Raw genomic sequence first — 13,831 nt, 5'->3', positions numbered from 1 at the left:
GCGGCACAAGGACAAGGGGGAGCACGATGTATAACGCTCAGGGAAAGATTTCCCAAGCCGATGTTTTGACGAAGTACGCACCGCTCGTGCGTCGGCTCGGCTTGCAGCTCGTGGCCAAGATGCCGGCCAGTGTCGATCTGGACGATCTGATCCAGGCCGGCATGATCGGCTTGCTCGATGCCGCGAGCCGCTATAAAGAAGATCAGGGCGCGCAGTTCGAGACGTACGCGAGCCAGCGGATTCGCGGCGCGATGCTCGACGAATTGCGCAGCAACGACTGGTTGCCGCGCAGCTTGCGGCGCACTTCGCGAGAAGTGGAAACGGCCGTGCACAAGGTCGAGCAGAATCTGGGCCGCTCGGCGAGCGAAACGGAGGTTGCCGAACACCTGCAAATGCCGCTCGACGAGTATCAGTCGATGCTGCAAGACCTGCACGGCAGCCAGCTGATTTACTACGAAGACTTCGACCGTTCCGCCGACGACGAACCGTTTCTCGACCGCTATTGCGTCGATCACTCGGACCCGCTTTCGGCCTTGCTCGACGACAGCCTGCGCTCGGCGCTCGTCGAGGCGATCGACCGCTTGCCGGAACGCGAGAAGCTCCTGATGTCGCTCTACTACGAGCGCGGCATGAACCTTCGCGAAATCGGCGCGGTGATGGAAGTCAGCGAGTCGCGCGTATGTCAGCTACACAGCCAGGCAGTGGCGCGTTTGCGCACGCGCCTGCGTGAAATGGCCTGGGCCAACGCCGAGGCGACGTGAGCGGCCGCCTCGCGCCGATGTATAACGAGGCGTAACAACGCAATAGCGAGGCAATAGCATTACCGGTTGTGTGCGGGAGCATTTGCAAAGCAGGCGCATTGCACCGCCCGTTGCACACGCCGTTGCACGCGCCCATTGCATGCACCTTCTCAAGCGTCCGCCATTTCGTGCTCGGCCGCGAGCGCGAGAAAAGCGGAACGCGACATGCCGTGCGCCTGCGCGTATTTGTCGATCTCATGCACCAACGCCTCGGGTAACGAGATGTTGATGCGCACCGCCTTCTTGAGCGCGGGAATGTTCCGGGTCGTCACGAAGCCCCACGTGAAACCCGCATAGTCAGGATTACGCCGATGCTCGTCCAGCGTCAGTCTTTCGGGAATCGGCAAGCCTTCGTCGAGCAGCGTATCCAGATGCGCCTCGATCGCTTCTTTCGCGTTCGCGTAAGCCTCTTCCAGCGTGTCTCCCGCCGAATGGCAGCCCGGAATATCCGGCACGACGACGCCGAACGCGTGCTGTGCGTCGCCCGCCTCGATGCCGACCGGAAAGATCAAGTTTTTCATTTCAGCCCTGCCTGTTTCAAGATGCTGTTCAGCGTGCCGGGCGGAAGATCCCTTTTTGGATGAGGGATGGTCACGAGCCCGGCTTTGAATGCGTGCCGGAAATGGTGATGGCTGCCCGATATTCGGATTAGCCGCCAACCGGCCGCGTGAATCAGTTTGACTACCTCGCCGCTGTTCATACTGCACTCCTCGTATCATACACACGATTACACAACCTCGCTAGAGTGGAATTTGCTGCCGTGGGTGACGGCGCCTGGGAAACGGGCGCAAACGGCACCGCTGCTGGAGCAAAAACCTCGTTGGGGAAAAGGAAGATTTGATCGCTTGCGGCGGACTAATGCCACCTGGCCGGATGGCCAACGTGCAAGGAGAAGGCGAGCGCGAGTGCGCGAGGGGATTGAAAAACGAAAGGGCTCGTCGTGGCGACGAGCCCTTTTTGATGATTTACTAATGTGGCGTGACGCGGTTGGCGTTGGCGTGACGTGGCCTGCCTCACCCTAGCCGTGGCTAGCGTTGGTCACGCTGAGGCTGCACCGCGCTCCCGCGCGCCGACAGCGTCGCCGGAAAACGCAGAGGCCTGAAGCCGGGCGGGATCTAAACCGCCGCTGCCCGCGCCGGAATACGACCATCCGGGCCATAGAAGCCGGCCTTCTTCGGCACCACCACCTGCAATGCTTCCAGCGCCCGCTGGTTGTAGTCCATGCGCACGCGAATCAGCTCACCGTTGTTCGTATTGGCGCGGCGCGCGCGTTCGGCGGCTTTTTGCAGCAGCGACCATTGCGCGGCGAGCCGCTCGTCCGTGCTGGCGGCGAGTTCCATGCCGGCCCAGCCGCCCGGAAAACCCATGCCGGCGAGCAGTTCGTCGCGGCGGGCCTCGAGCTGCGCGAGCTCGCCGATCAGCGCGGTCTTTTTCTCGATGACCGAGGGCAGCAGTTCGACCGGCGACAAGGCAGTAAGCGCCTTCGTCTCCAGCGTCAGAACCGAGGCGAACGCCTCGACGGCGGAATACTCTTCGATGAGGGTGGCAAGCAGGGCGTCTTTCATCTCAACAACTCGCTGAAAACGGCGGCTCGCGCTGGATTTGCGAGCCGGGTTTGTCGAACGCCGCCCGGCCATTCACCGTACTTCGATGCGTCGATTAATTGCCGGTCGACGAGGATTTGTTCTGCAACAGTTCGCGCGCGGTGCTCAGCACGCCGTCGGCGATCTTGCCGGAGTCGATCTGGAGCGTGCCGTCCTTGATGGCCTGCTTGATCGACTCGACGTGCGCCGTGTCGATGTCGGCCGAGCCGGACGCCGCGAGGCTGCGCAAATGCTGCGACAGACCCGACAGGCTGACGCTGGCGTCGCCCGAGCCGCTGGAACTGGTTTGCGAGGCAGTGCTCGCGGTCTGCGCGCCGCTGTTCGCGGGCGCCGCGTCGCCTTGCTGCGGGCGGGACACGGCATCTTTCAACGTCGGCAGATTCGACTTGGTTTGGGAATCGACTTTCACGATTGGCTTCCTCTACGATTTGATTCTGATAACGGCAAGCGTCGATCAAAACTTTAGCGCAATCGCTCCAGCTTTTTCCTTGTCTATCAAGACGATCCGGCCCTGATACGGGCGGCGCGGCGCAAACGCTCGCCACGCGCGGATCGTTGTGTTTCACAGTTGAATCTCCACCGTCGAACCGTCCTTGACGATGCCCGAGATGACCTGGCCGTTGGCGGTCTTCACGCGAACCTGCTGACCGGGCGACGCGTTGTTCATCGCGCTGCCTTCCGCCGAAATCGCAAAACCGTCGCCGGCCGCGACGACGCGCACGGTTTGTCCGATCGATACCGCCGACGCGCTTTTCAGCATGTCGCGGCGCAGCGGCATGCCGGCGGAAACGCGCGTCAAAGTGACCGAGCCGAGCGCCTGCGACGGGTCGGTGACGATGGCCTGCGGCAAGCCCGTCAGATCGCCCTCGCGCGCGACGAGATCGGCGGCGGTGAGGACTTCACCGGCCGACATCGCGCGGCTCGCGAGGTAATACGTGGCGTGCAGCGAAACGCGCGCCTGCAGATAAATCGTCCACGGACGCTGGCCCGCGCAGCGCACACCGACGGTCACGCGGCCCCACAGGCGCGCGCCGCTCGGCATGAACGGCTCGAGCATCATGCAAGCCGCGAGACCGCGCGGAAACGCGGGGGCGACCGTGATGTCCACCTTGCCCGGCAATCCCGCCGATTGCTGTTGCAGGAACGCAAGCGCGACGGCCCGGATCGCTTCGGGGTCTTGCTGGCCGGGGAGCGGCGCGGGTTGCGCAGCGGCAGCCGCAATCGTAGTCGCAGCCGTGCGCGGATTCTGCTGCGCGGGCGCGGATGCGACCGTTGCCGCTGGCGCAACCGCTGATGCAACGGCCCGCGTCGCCGACACGCGAGCAGCCGCAGTATTCGTGGAATTCGCCGACGCTTTAGAGCGCTGCGCGACCGGTTTGCCGTCCGCGCCGAACTGCGGCGGCTCGCCGCGCGATGCGAGCGTTTCGAAGCCGTCGTTCACCGAGGAGTCCGCCGATGCCGCAGTTCCCGAAACACCGACCGCTGCGCGGCTCATCGCGCTCGACGGCGCATTGACCGCGACCGGCTGAACGCCCGCGGCGTCTCTCGCGCTATTCGTCGACGGCGCTGGCGTGACGACAACCGGCACGACGCGGCGCGAAGCCTGCATCGCATTAATACTGACGTTGGCGCGCGCGGGCGCGTCGGTCGGACTTGCCGTATCGCCAAGGTTCGCCGAACCGCCACGGCCCGGCGCGGGAATAGTAACGACGCCGTTTGCATCCGGCTTGAAATTCGTGCGAATCATCTGCGGCGCGGCAGGCGTTTCGCCGGCGCCCGCAATGACAATAGAGCCGCTCGCATTAGCGGCGCGCGCGAATGGATCGGCGTCGCGGGTCGACGGGCCACGGCCCAGCGATTGCGCGGTGGCCGCGGCGAGCGTGGCCGCCGAGCCCGTGCGTTTTGCTGGCGTCGCCTGCATACGTTCTGCAAGCGCGGCGAGCGCCGCCGGGTTCTGTTCGTTGGGACCGGCAATCACGATCGGGCCGTCCGCCTCGCCAGCATGCGCAGCATTCGCGAACAGCGCGACGCCGCCAGCCACAGACACCGCGAGCGACGACCCCACCACAAGTCTCGTAACCACGCGCAACACGGCCGCACTCATGCGATGCCCCGCCGCGCTTCTTGCGCGGGGCGTCGGATCGAAAGTGGGCTGGTCCATCGCGGTTCTCCATCGAATGCATTCGGTACGCCTTGCATTCTATTGAGCGTGCCCTTTGCGCAAACGTTGAATAGAAGCCCCCTTTCCCGGTTATTCGTCCGATTGCTGCTTGCGTGCCGCCCATAAGATGCACCTCATGCAAAAAGGCTTTCCCGCTCGATGCAGCCCTCACGCGAGGTGCACGGGAAGCCTCGGGACCGTTCTCCGGAGATTCTTATGCTGGACAAACTCGATGCCGAATTCGCCTTTGGACGTGAAGCGCTCGATGTGCGCGCTTACCGTCAGGAGCTCCTGTCGTCGAACATCGCCAATGCCGACACGCCCGGCTACAAGGCGCGCGACGTCGACTTCGCTTCGTCGCTTGCGGGCGCGCTGAAAAAGACCGGCGCGGCCGGCCACACCGCGTCCAACACCGCGACGCTGCCGCTTGCGCAACCGGCCGGCGTGACGAGCGGAATGTCGATGGCGGCGACCGCGCAGGGCCACATGTCCGGCAAGTCGACGTTGAGCCCCGCGGGCGGCTCGCCCGACGACTACCGCAATCTGCAATACCGCGTACCGACGCAACCGGCGCTCGACGGCAACACCGTCGACCTGGACACCGAGCGCGTGCAGTTCGCGGACAACACGTTGCACTTCGAATCGGGCATGACGGTGCTGTCGAGCCAGATCAAGACGATGCTGTCGGCGATCCAGTCGGGCTCGTAAGCGGCTAACGGCCGGATAACGGTCCGCACGCAAAGCAACACGCAGTACGCAAGAACAATCGCTACGGGAACTCATTTGAAGCCGGCTCTAACCGGCAGGAAAGGTCAGCAAACATGCCTTCTTTGATGAACATATTTGGTGTTGCAGGCTCCGCGATGTCGGCGCAGTCGCAACGGCTCAACGTGACGGCGTCGAACCTCGCCAACGCCGACAGCACGACCGGCCCGGACGGTCAGCCGTACAAGGCCAAGCAGGTCGTGTTCGGGGTTGCGCCGATTGGCGGCGCGCGCACGGGCTCCGGCCAGCAGGTCGGCGGCGTGCAGGTCACCGGCGTGGTCGACGACCCGACGCCGATGAAGACCGCCTACGACCCCGGCAATCCGGCGGCCAACGCAGACGGCTACGTCACGCTGCCGAACGTCGATCCGGTGCAGGAAATGGTGAACATGATTTCGGCGTCGCGCTCGTACCAGGCCAACGTCGAGACGCTGAACACCGCCAAGACCCTGATGCTGAAAACGCTCACGATCGGAACCTGAGGAGAGCCCCTTGACCACCAGCACCACCATCGGCAACAACGGCACGACCGTGTCGCAAACGCTGCTCGATACGATGAACGGCACGAACAGCGCGTCCAGCTCGAGCAGCTCGACGAGTTCGACGTCCGGCACGTCCGGCACCTCGGCGACCGATCTGCAGAACACCTTCCTGAGCCTGCTCGTCGCGCAGTTGAAGAACCAGGATCCGACCAATCCGATGGACAGCTCGCAGATGACCTCGCAGCTCGCGCAGATCAACACCGTGTCCGGCATCAGCCAGTTGAACACGACGTTGAGCTCGCTCGCGACGCAGATGTCGGCAGGCCAGCAGTCGCAAGCCGCGCTGCTGATCGGCTCGACCGTGCTCGCGCCGGGAAGCTCGGTGTCGGTCGCGAGCGGCAAGGCCGGCGCGTTCGGCGTGCAGCTCGCCAATTCGGTGAACGACCTGCAAGTCGTCGTGAAGAACTCGGCGGGCCAGATCGTCAAGACGATCGATCTCGGCAAGCAGTCCGCGGGCACGATTCCGGTTGGCTGGACGCCGACCGACTCGGCCGGCAACGCGCTGCCCGACGGCAACTACACGATCAGCGCGGTCGGCACGATCAACGGCCAGCAGGCCACGGCTACCACGCTCGCAAGCTCGACGGTGCAAAGCGTCGTCATGCAGAGCAACGGTACGCCGGGCCTCGTGCTGTCGAACGGCACGACGGTCGGGCTGACCAACGTGGCCGCCATCCTTTGATCCAGATTCAGATTCAGTCAGTTACGACTTTCCAGACACGGAGACCGTCATGGGTTACCAACAAGGTTTGAGTGGTTTGTCCGCATCGTCGAGCGATCTCGACGTGATCGGCAACAACATCGCCAACGCGAATACCGTTGGCTTCAAGAGCGGCGCGGCGCAATTCGCCGACATGTACGCGAATTCGGTGGCGACGGCCGTGGGCAACCAGATCGGCATCGGCACGAAGCTCTCGGAAGTGCAGCAGCAGTTTTCGCAAGGCACGATCACGAGCACGAACCAGGCGCTCGACGTCGCGATTAACGGCAACGGCTTCTTCCAGTTGTCGAACAACGGCTCGCTCGTGTATTCGCGCAACGGCGTGTTCCAGCTCGACAAGAACGGCTTCATCACGAACGCGCAGGGCCTGCAACTGATGGGCTATGCGGCGAACAGCACGGGCGTCATCAACACCGCGCAGACCCGTGCCGCTGAGCGTGCCGACCGCGAACATCGCGCCGAAGGCGACCACCAACATTGCCGCCGGCCTGAACCTGAACGCGCAAGACCCGCTGATGCTCGGCACGCCGAGCGTCACCGCGGCCACGACGAACGCGGGCACGCTGACCACGCCTGGCGCGACGATCACCAACACGGCGTCGGGCACGAACAAGGACAACTACACCGTCACGTTCACCAGCGCGACGGCCTACACGGTGACCGACACGACGCTCGGCACCTCGACGACCGGCACCTACACGGCCGGCTCGCCGATCTCGCTCGGCAACGGCCAGACGGTCACGTTCAACGGCGTGCCCGCGACCGGCGACAGCTACGCGATCGCGCCGACGCCGGTGGCCTTCAACCAGAACAGCTCGTCGACGTATAACTACTCGACCAGCACGACGGTCTACGACACGCTCGGCGGTTCGCAGACGGTCAACATGTATTTCGCCAAGACCGCGGCCGGCACGTGGGACGTGTACGCCGGCGTGTCGACGGGCACCGCGTCGCTCGTGGGCCACGCGAACTTCAACTCGTCGGGCACGCTGCTCGGCACGACCGACGCGTCCGGCACGGCGACCACCACGCCGTACGTATTCAACTTCTCGGTGCCGACCACCGACGGCTCGGCAACGCCCCAGGCGCTGACGCTCAACATTGCCGGCACGACGCAGTATGGCGGCAAGGACGGCGTGAACTCGCTGCAGCCCGACGGCTACGCGGCCGGCACGCTGACGAGCTTTACGATCGGCGCCGACGGCACGCTGACCGGCAACTACTCGAACCAGCAGACGGCGGCGCTCGGCCAGATCGTGCTCGCCAACTTCTCGAACCAGAACGGTCTCGTGAACCTCGGCAACAACGAATTCCAGCAGACGTCACAATCGGGCGTCGCGCAGATTTCGGCGCCGGGTTCGACCAATCACGGCGTGCTGCAAGGCGGCGCGGTCGAGAACTCGAACGTGGATCTGACGAGCGAGCTGGTGGACCTGATCACCGCGCAACGCAACTATCAGGCGAACGCGCAGACGATCAAGACGCAGCAGACCGTCGACCAGACGCTCATCAACCTGTAAGCGAGCAGGACGGACCCATCATGGATCGGCTGATCTACACCGCGATGTCGGGCAGCACACAAGCGCTCGAACAGCAGGCCATCGTTGCGAACAATCTGGCGAACGCGTCGACCACCGGTTTTCGCGCGCAGCTGGCGACTTTTCGCGCCGTGCCGATGTCGTTCGGCGACGGCAGTTCGATCAACGACAACACCACGCGTACCTTCGTGCTGTCGTCGACGCCGGGCGCGGACTACACGCCCGGCCCGATCCAGCAGACGGGCAATCCACTCGACGTCGCCATCGAAGGGCCGGGTTGGCTCGCCGTGCAAACCGCCGACGGCAACGAGGCCTACACGCGCGCCGGCAATCTTCACGTCGACCAGAACGGCCAGCTCGTGAACGCCACGAATCAGGTGGTGCTCGGCAACGGCGGGCCGATCTCGGTGCCGCCGGGCGCGCAGATCACCATCGGCCACGACGGCACCGTGACCGCGCTCACGCCCGGCGATCCGCCGACCGCCGTGGTGACGATCGATCAGCTCAAGCTGGTCAATCCCGATCCGCAAACGCTGACGCGCGGCGACGACGGCCTGTTTCGCACCGCCGACGGCAATCCCGCCGACGCCGATCCGGCCGTGGCGGTCGCCCCGGCATCGCTTGAAGGAAGCAACGTGAATCCGGTTAGCGCGATGGTCTCGATGATCACCAACGCGCGCCAGTTCCAGATGCAGACCAAGCTGCTGGAAAGCGCCGACAAGAACGATCAGTCGGCTAACCAGTTGCTGAGCTTTAGCTAACGGGCCGCTCACGCGCCCCTGGAGAGAGAAAGAATATGAATCGCTCACTTTACATCGCCGCTACCGGCATGAATGCGCAACAGTCGCAGATGGACGTGATCTCGAACAACCTCGCGAACGTCAGCACCAACGGCTTCAAGGGCTCGCGCGCGGTGTTCGAGGATCTGCTGTATCAGACCGTCCGCCAGCCTGGCGCGAACTCGACGCAGAACACCGAACTGCCGTCCGGCATCCAGCTCGGCACGGGTGTGCAGCAGGTCGCCACCGAGCGTCTGTACACGCAGGGCAATCTGCAGCAAACGGGCAACTCGAAAGACGTCGCCATCAACGGCCAGGGCTTTTTCCAGGTGCAGATGCCCGACGGCACCACGGCCTATACGCGCGACGGCTCGTTTCAGACCAACGCGCAAGGCCAGCTCGTCACGTCGAGCGGCTACCAGGTGATCCCGGCGATCACGGTGCCGACCAACGCGACGTCGCTCACCATCGGCAGCGACGGCGTGGTGTCGATCACGGTTGCGGGCTCGACCAACAGCCAGCAGCTCGGCTCGATGCAGATCGCGACCTTCATCAACCCGGCCGGTCTCGACGCCAAGGGTGAAAACCTGTTCGCGGAAACGGCATCGTCGGGTGCGCCGAACGTCGCGCAGCCTGGCCTGAACGGCGCGGGCACGCTGAATCAGGGCTACGTGGAAGCATCGAACGTGAACGTGGTGCAGGAACTGGTGAACATGATCCAGACGCAGCGCGCTTACGAAATCAACAGCAAGGCCGTGACGACGTCCGACCAGATGTTGCAGACGCTTAGCCAGATGCAGATTTAACGCGGTAGCCAGCAGGAATTAACAGGCGGTAATCAAGATGTCGTACTTCACTCGTAATCCGGTTCGTTCGCGCATGGCCGCGGCGCTCGTGCAGCTCACGCTGCTCGCCGCGCTCGGCGGTTGCGGCCTCGTGCCGAAGCAGCCGATCACGCAGCAACCGATGACGGCCATGCCGCCGATGCCGCCGCAAGCGCAGTCGCCCGGCTCGATCTACAACCCGGGTTACGCGGGCCGGCCGTTGTTCGAAGACCAGCGGCCGCGCAATGTCGGCGACATCCTGACGATCGTGATTCAGGAAAACGTCAACGCGACGAAGTCTTCCGGCGCGGGCGTGAACCGCAACGGCACGACGAGCTTCGACGTGCCGACGGCGGGCTTCCTCGGCGGCCTGTTCGGCAAGGCGAACCTGAGCGCGAGCGGCGCCAACAAGTTCACCTCGACAGGCGGCGCTAACGCGTCGAACACGTTCAACGGCACGATCACCGTGACGGTGACCGGTGTGCTGCCGAACGGCAACCTGATGGTCAGCGGCGAAAAGCAGATGCTGATCAACCAGGGCAACGAGTTTGTGCGCTTCTCGGGCGTCGTCAATCCGAACACGATCTCGAATCTGAACGCCGTGTACTCCACGCAGGTGGCCGACGCCAAAATCGAATACTCCGCGAAGGGCTATGTCGACGAAGCGGAGAACATGGGCTGGCTGCAACGCTTCTTCCTTAACGTGTCGCCGTGGTGATCATGGGTACTGTTTCATTCCGCTTCTCAGCGCTTGCCGGCAGGATCGGCCGGACGCTCGCCTTCGTCGCGCTCGCGTGTGCGGCGCTGCCGGCGGCGACGCCCGCTCATGCGGAGCGTCTGAAAGACCTCGTGCAGATCCAGGGCGTGCGCGACAATCCGCTGATCGGCTACGGCCTCGTCGTCGGTCTCGACGGCACGGGCGACCAGACCACGCAAACGCCGTTCACGACGCAGACGCTCGCCAACATGCTGGCGAACCTCGGCATCTCGATCAACAACCAGGCGGCCGGTTCGAGCAACCAGCAATCGTCGCTGTCGAACATCCAGTTGAAGAACGTCGCCGCGGTGATGGTGACGGCGGTGCTGCCGCCGTTCGCGCGTCCGGGCGAACAGATCGACATCACGGTGTCGTCGCTCGGCAATGCGAAGAGCCTGCGCGGCGGCACGCTTTTGCTCACGCCGCTCAAGGGTGCCGACGGCCAGGTGTACGCGCTCGGCCAGGGCAACCTCGCGGTCGGCGGCGCGGGCGCAAGCGCGAACGGCAGCAAGGTGCAGGTCAATACGCTGGCGGCGGGCCGCATTGCGGGCGGCGCGATCGTCGAACGCGCGGTGCCGACCTCGGTATCGCAAGCGGGCACGATGCAGCTCGACCTGAACGAAATGGACTACGACACCACGCAGCGTGTCGTGGCCGCGGTGAACAACGCATTCGGCGGCGGCACGGCGACGGCGCTCGACGGCCGCACGATTCAACTGCGCGCGCCGAGCGATCCCGAGCAGCAGGTCGCCTTCATGGCGCAGTTGCAGAACCTTGATGTGAAACCGGCGCAAGCAGCCGCGAAGGTGATTCTCAACGCGCGCACCGGCTCCATCGTGATGAACCAGATGGTCACGCTGCAGAGCTGCGCGGTCGCGCACGGCAATCTGTCGGTCGTGATCAACACGCAGCCGGTGGTGAGCCAGCCCGGCGCATTCTCGAACGGCCAGACGGTCGTCGCGAAGCAGTCGCAGATTCAGATGAAGCAGGACAACGGCGCACTCAAGATGGTGACGGCCGGCGCGAACCTCGCCGAAGTCGTGAAGGGGCTCAACGCATTGGGTGCGACGCCCGCGGATCTCATGTCGATCCTGCAGGCGATGAAAGCGGCGGGCGCTCTGCGCGCCGACCTGGAAATCATCTAAGGAAGACAGCAGATGAATTCGGATACGACCAATTCCGCCGCGGCGGCGAACGATCTCAGCCAGCGCTTCGCGCTCGACGTGCAGGGTTTCGCGAAGCTGAGCGCGCAGGCGAAAGCATCGCCGCAAGCCGGCATGAAAGTGGCCGCGCAGCAGTTCGACGCGGTCTTCACGCAGATGATGCTCAAGAGCATGCGGGATGCGACGCCGCAGGACGGCCCGTTCGACTCGCACGACACGGCCACCTTCACGTCGATGATGGACCAGCAGTTGTCGCAGCATCTGTCGCAGAAGGGAATCGGCGTGGCCGACGCGATGCTCAAGCAGTTGATGCGCAACCAGGGCATGCAGGTAAGCGGCGCCAATGGAGCCAATGGCGCAGGCGGCCTTGCCGGCATGGCCAACGCGCTCGGCGGCGGCAGCGGCGGCGACGAAGGCCAGACCGCGGCGCTCAACGCGCTCGCCAAGGCATACGGCAATGCGCAGGCGAACGGTCAGCTCGCGATGGGCAAGGGCTACTCGGCCAACAGCGCGCTCACGCCGCCGTTAAAGGGCGACGGCAGCTCGCCGAAGGTCGACGCTTTCGTCGACAAGCTCGCGGGTCCGGCGCAGGCGGCAAGTGCCGCGACCGGCATTCCGGCGCGCTTCATCATCGGCCAGGCCGCACTCGAATCCGGCTGGGGCAAGAGCGAGATCAAGAAGGCGGACGGCACGACGAGCCACAACGTGTTCGGCATCAAGGCGACGAAGGACTGGACCGGCAAGACGGTTTCCACGCTCACCACCGAGTATGTGCACGGCAAGCCGCAGCGCGTGGTCGAGAAATTCCGCGCGTATGACTCGTATCAGGAAGCCATGACCGATTACGCGAGCCTGCTCAAGGGTAATCCGCGTTACGCGCAGGTCATCAATTCCGCGCATGACGTAAAGGGTTTTGCCAACGGCATGCAGCGCGCCGGTTATGCCACCGATCCGCATTACGCGAAAAAACTGATGTCGATTATGGACAAGATGGGTTGAAGAGAGCATGCGACGGGGCCACGCGCGTGACAAGACGGAAGAGGCCGGCTCCGGACGGCAGCCGGTCTACCCGCGAAACCGGGTGTGAAAACCGGCGCGGCCAATAAATGTGGTTAAAAAACGGCCGACGATTTACCGACGCGTTATCGGCGAGTTACCCGAGCTTTAACGTTTGCGCGAAGCGATTCTAAATAATTCATTGGGCGCCCCTAAATTTTAGCGGGATACTGCCGCTAATCCGTTAGAGCCCATACCGGAAGCGTCAATGTCCGGTTGAATGCGCGTGCCGCGGTCCGCATGAAAAAGACCGCCCGAAAGCCCCGGCAGGAGCTCTGGCACGTGCCCGCAAGAACATGCATACCGGCAAGCCCATGGAAACCAATCAGTCGAACGGCCAAACCGACACGCAGATGCAGCCGCACGTTCCGTTAGACGACAGCGCCCACGATTTCGGCCGTCGTAATCCGCTGGAAATCGGCGTTCAATTGCGCAATCTCGTCAATCGGGGCGACTTCCTCACCGTGCAATACGCGGGCGGCCAACTGGTCACGCGCCTGCTCGACGTCGATGTGCGCGGGCGCACCTTCACGTTCGACTGGGGCGCGTTGTCGGATCAGAACCGCGGCCTGCTCGCCGCCGCGAGCTGCCAGTTTCACGCGGCGCCCGAGGGCGTGCGCATGGAGTTCGGCACAGGCACGCCGCGCGAAACGCGTTTCGAAGGACTGCCCGCATTCGAAGCCGACTTTCCGGAAGTGCTGTTCTATGTGCAACGCCGCGAGTATTTCCGCGTCGACGCACCGATTCTCGATCCGTATGTATGCACCGGCCGTCTGCCGGAAGGCGATTCGTTCCGCTTCGAAGTGCACGACCTGTCGCTCGGCGGCGTCGGCATGCGCACCGCCGACGAACGTGTGGCGGAATTGCCCATGGGCACGCGTCTGGACGACTGCGAACTGGTGCTCGGCTCATTGGGGCGTCTGTCGCTCGATCTGCAGCTCGTGTCGCATCGGTCGCTCGCGCTGCCTAACGGCACGCAGCGTTACCAGCTCGGCTTCCGTTTTCTGACGCTGCCGGGCAGCGCGGAAAACACGCTGCAGCGTCTCATCACGCAACTCGAAATGAAGCGCCGCTCGCTCGTTCGCTAACGAACGGGCGGGAGCAGAGGCGAAGCAGAAGCG

General features: G+C 64.1%; 15 protein-coding genes and 1 pseudogene. 11 read left to right on the top strand and 5 right to left on the bottom strand.

Annotation, left to right across the window (positions count from 1 at the left end; genetic code table 11):
- Window positions 1-26: 26 nt before the first annotated feature.
- A complete protein-coding gene (locus ABIE53_RS00540) occupies window positions 27-761 on the top strand; it encodes an RNA polymerase sigma factor FliA (RefSeq protein WP_006050913.1) in 735 nt (244 codons plus the stop codon).
- A gap of 149 nt (window positions 762-910) precedes the next feature.
- Here ABIE53_RS00540 and ABIE53_RS00535 read toward each other — a convergent pair whose 3' ends face one another.
- The 5 genes from ABIE53_RS00535 to flgA all read right to left on the bottom strand — a co-directional run bounded on the left by ABIE53_RS00535 (window position 911) and on the right by flgA (window position 4,565).
- Window positions 911-1,321, bottom strand: coding sequence for a type II toxin-antitoxin system HicB family antitoxin (locus ABIE53_RS00535; protein ID WP_006050914.1), 411 nt, complete (start codon window positions 1,319-1,321; stop codon window positions 911-913).
- Window positions 1,318-1,500, bottom strand: a complete 183-nt coding sequence (locus tag ABIE53_RS00530; protein WP_006050915.1) for a type II toxin-antitoxin system HicA family toxin — start codon at window positions 1,498-1,500, stop codon at window positions 1,318-1,320. The genes ABIE53_RS00535 and ABIE53_RS00530 overlap by 4 nt, the downstream gene beginning before the upstream one ends.
- A 415-nt stretch (window positions 1,501-1,915) precedes the next feature.
- Window positions 1,916-2,365 (bottom strand): flagella synthesis protein FlgN, encoded by a 450-nt coding sequence (locus tag ABIE53_RS00525; RefSeq protein WP_006050916.1) that lies wholly within the window; start codon window positions 2,363-2,365, stop codon window positions 1,916-1,918.
- Window positions 2,366-2,459: 94 nt separating this feature from the next.
- A complete protein-coding gene (flgM, locus tag ABIE53_RS00520; RefSeq protein WP_006050917.1) occupies window positions 2,460-2,813 on the bottom strand; it encodes a flagellar biosynthesis anti-sigma factor FlgM in 354 nt (117 codons plus the stop codon).
- Between the two features lie 153 nt (window positions 2,814-2,966).
- Window positions 2,967-4,565 carry a flagellar basal body P-ring formation chaperone FlgA gene (gene flgA, locus ABIE53_RS00515; protein ID WP_006050918.1) on the bottom strand — a complete coding sequence of 533 codons (1,599 nt, stop codon included), beginning with the start codon at window positions 4,563-4,565 and terminating at the stop codon, window positions 2,967-2,969.
- A 216-nt stretch (window positions 4,566-4,781) separates the two neighbouring features.
- On the opposite strand from flgA, the gene flgB reads away from it, so the two are divergent.
- The 10 genes and pseudogenes from flgB (at window position 4,782) to ABIE53_RS00465 (ending at window position 13,798) form a co-directional block, all read left to right on the top strand.
- Window positions 4,782-5,273: a flagellar basal body rod protein FlgB gene (gene flgB / locus ABIE53_RS00510; RefSeq protein WP_006050919.1), complete on the top strand. Its 492-nt coding sequence runs from the start codon at window positions 4,782-4,784 to the stop codon at window positions 5,271-5,273.
- Between the two features lie 113 nt (window positions 5,274-5,386).
- Window positions 5,387-5,812, top strand: coding sequence for a flagellar basal body rod protein FlgC (gene flgC, locus ABIE53_RS00505; protein WP_029970946.1), 426 nt, complete (start codon window positions 5,387-5,389; stop codon window positions 5,810-5,812).
- A gap of 10 nt (window positions 5,813-5,822) precedes the next feature.
- Window positions 5,823-6,554, top strand: coding sequence for a flagellar hook assembly protein FlgD (gene flgD, locus ABIE53_RS00500; protein WP_006050921.1), 732 nt, complete (start codon window positions 5,823-5,825; stop codon window positions 6,552-6,554).
- 49 nt (window positions 6,555-6,603) lie between these two features.
- A pseudogene (locus ABIE53_RS00495) lies at window positions 6,604-8,113 on the top strand (flagellar hook protein FlgE).
- A 20-nt stretch (window positions 8,114-8,133) separates the two neighbouring features.
- A complete protein-coding gene (gene flgF, locus ABIE53_RS00490) occupies window positions 8,134-8,892 on the top strand; it encodes a flagellar basal-body rod protein FlgF (protein WP_006050923.1) in 759 nt (252 codons plus the stop codon).
- Between the two features lie 35 nt (window positions 8,893-8,927).
- Window positions 8,928-9,716, top strand: a complete 789-nt coding sequence (gene flgG / locus ABIE53_RS00485; RefSeq protein ID WP_006050924.1) for a flagellar basal-body rod protein FlgG — start codon at window positions 8,928-8,930, stop codon at window positions 9,714-9,716.
- A 37-nt stretch (window positions 9,717-9,753) separates the two neighbouring features.
- Window positions 9,754-10,452: a flagellar basal body L-ring protein FlgH gene (gene flgH / locus ABIE53_RS00480; protein ID WP_006050925.1), complete on the top strand. Its 699-nt coding sequence runs from the start codon at window positions 9,754-9,756 to the stop codon at window positions 10,450-10,452.
- A gap of 2 nt (window positions 10,453-10,454) precedes the next feature.
- A complete protein-coding gene (locus ABIE53_RS00475) occupies window positions 10,455-11,636 on the top strand; it encodes a flagellar basal body P-ring protein FlgI (protein ID WP_029970942.1) in 1,182 nt (393 codons plus the stop codon).
- Between the two features lie 12 nt (window positions 11,637-11,648).
- Window positions 11,649-12,653 carry a flagellar assembly peptidoglycan hydrolase FlgJ gene (gene flgJ / locus ABIE53_RS00470; protein WP_107709963.1) on the top strand — a complete coding sequence of 335 codons (1,005 nt, stop codon included), beginning with the start codon at window positions 11,649-11,651 and terminating at the stop codon, window positions 12,651-12,653.
- A 410-nt stretch (window positions 12,654-13,063) separates the two neighbouring features.
- Window positions 13,064-13,798: a flagellar brake protein gene (locus tag ABIE53_RS00465; protein ID WP_488260112.1), complete on the top strand. Its 735-nt coding sequence runs from the start codon at window positions 13,064-13,066 to the stop codon at window positions 13,796-13,798.
- Window positions 13,799-13,831: the final 33 nt, after the last annotated feature.

The organism is Paraburkholderia sp. OAS925, assembly GCF_040543975.1.
In the GTDB taxonomy this organism is placed as follows: Bacteria; Pseudomonadota; Gammaproteobacteria; order Burkholderiales; family Burkholderiaceae; genus Paraburkholderia; species Paraburkholderia graminis.
The sequence above is the reverse complement of the archived record's forward strand: the minus strand, read 5'-3'. Positions and strand labels throughout refer to the sequence as shown.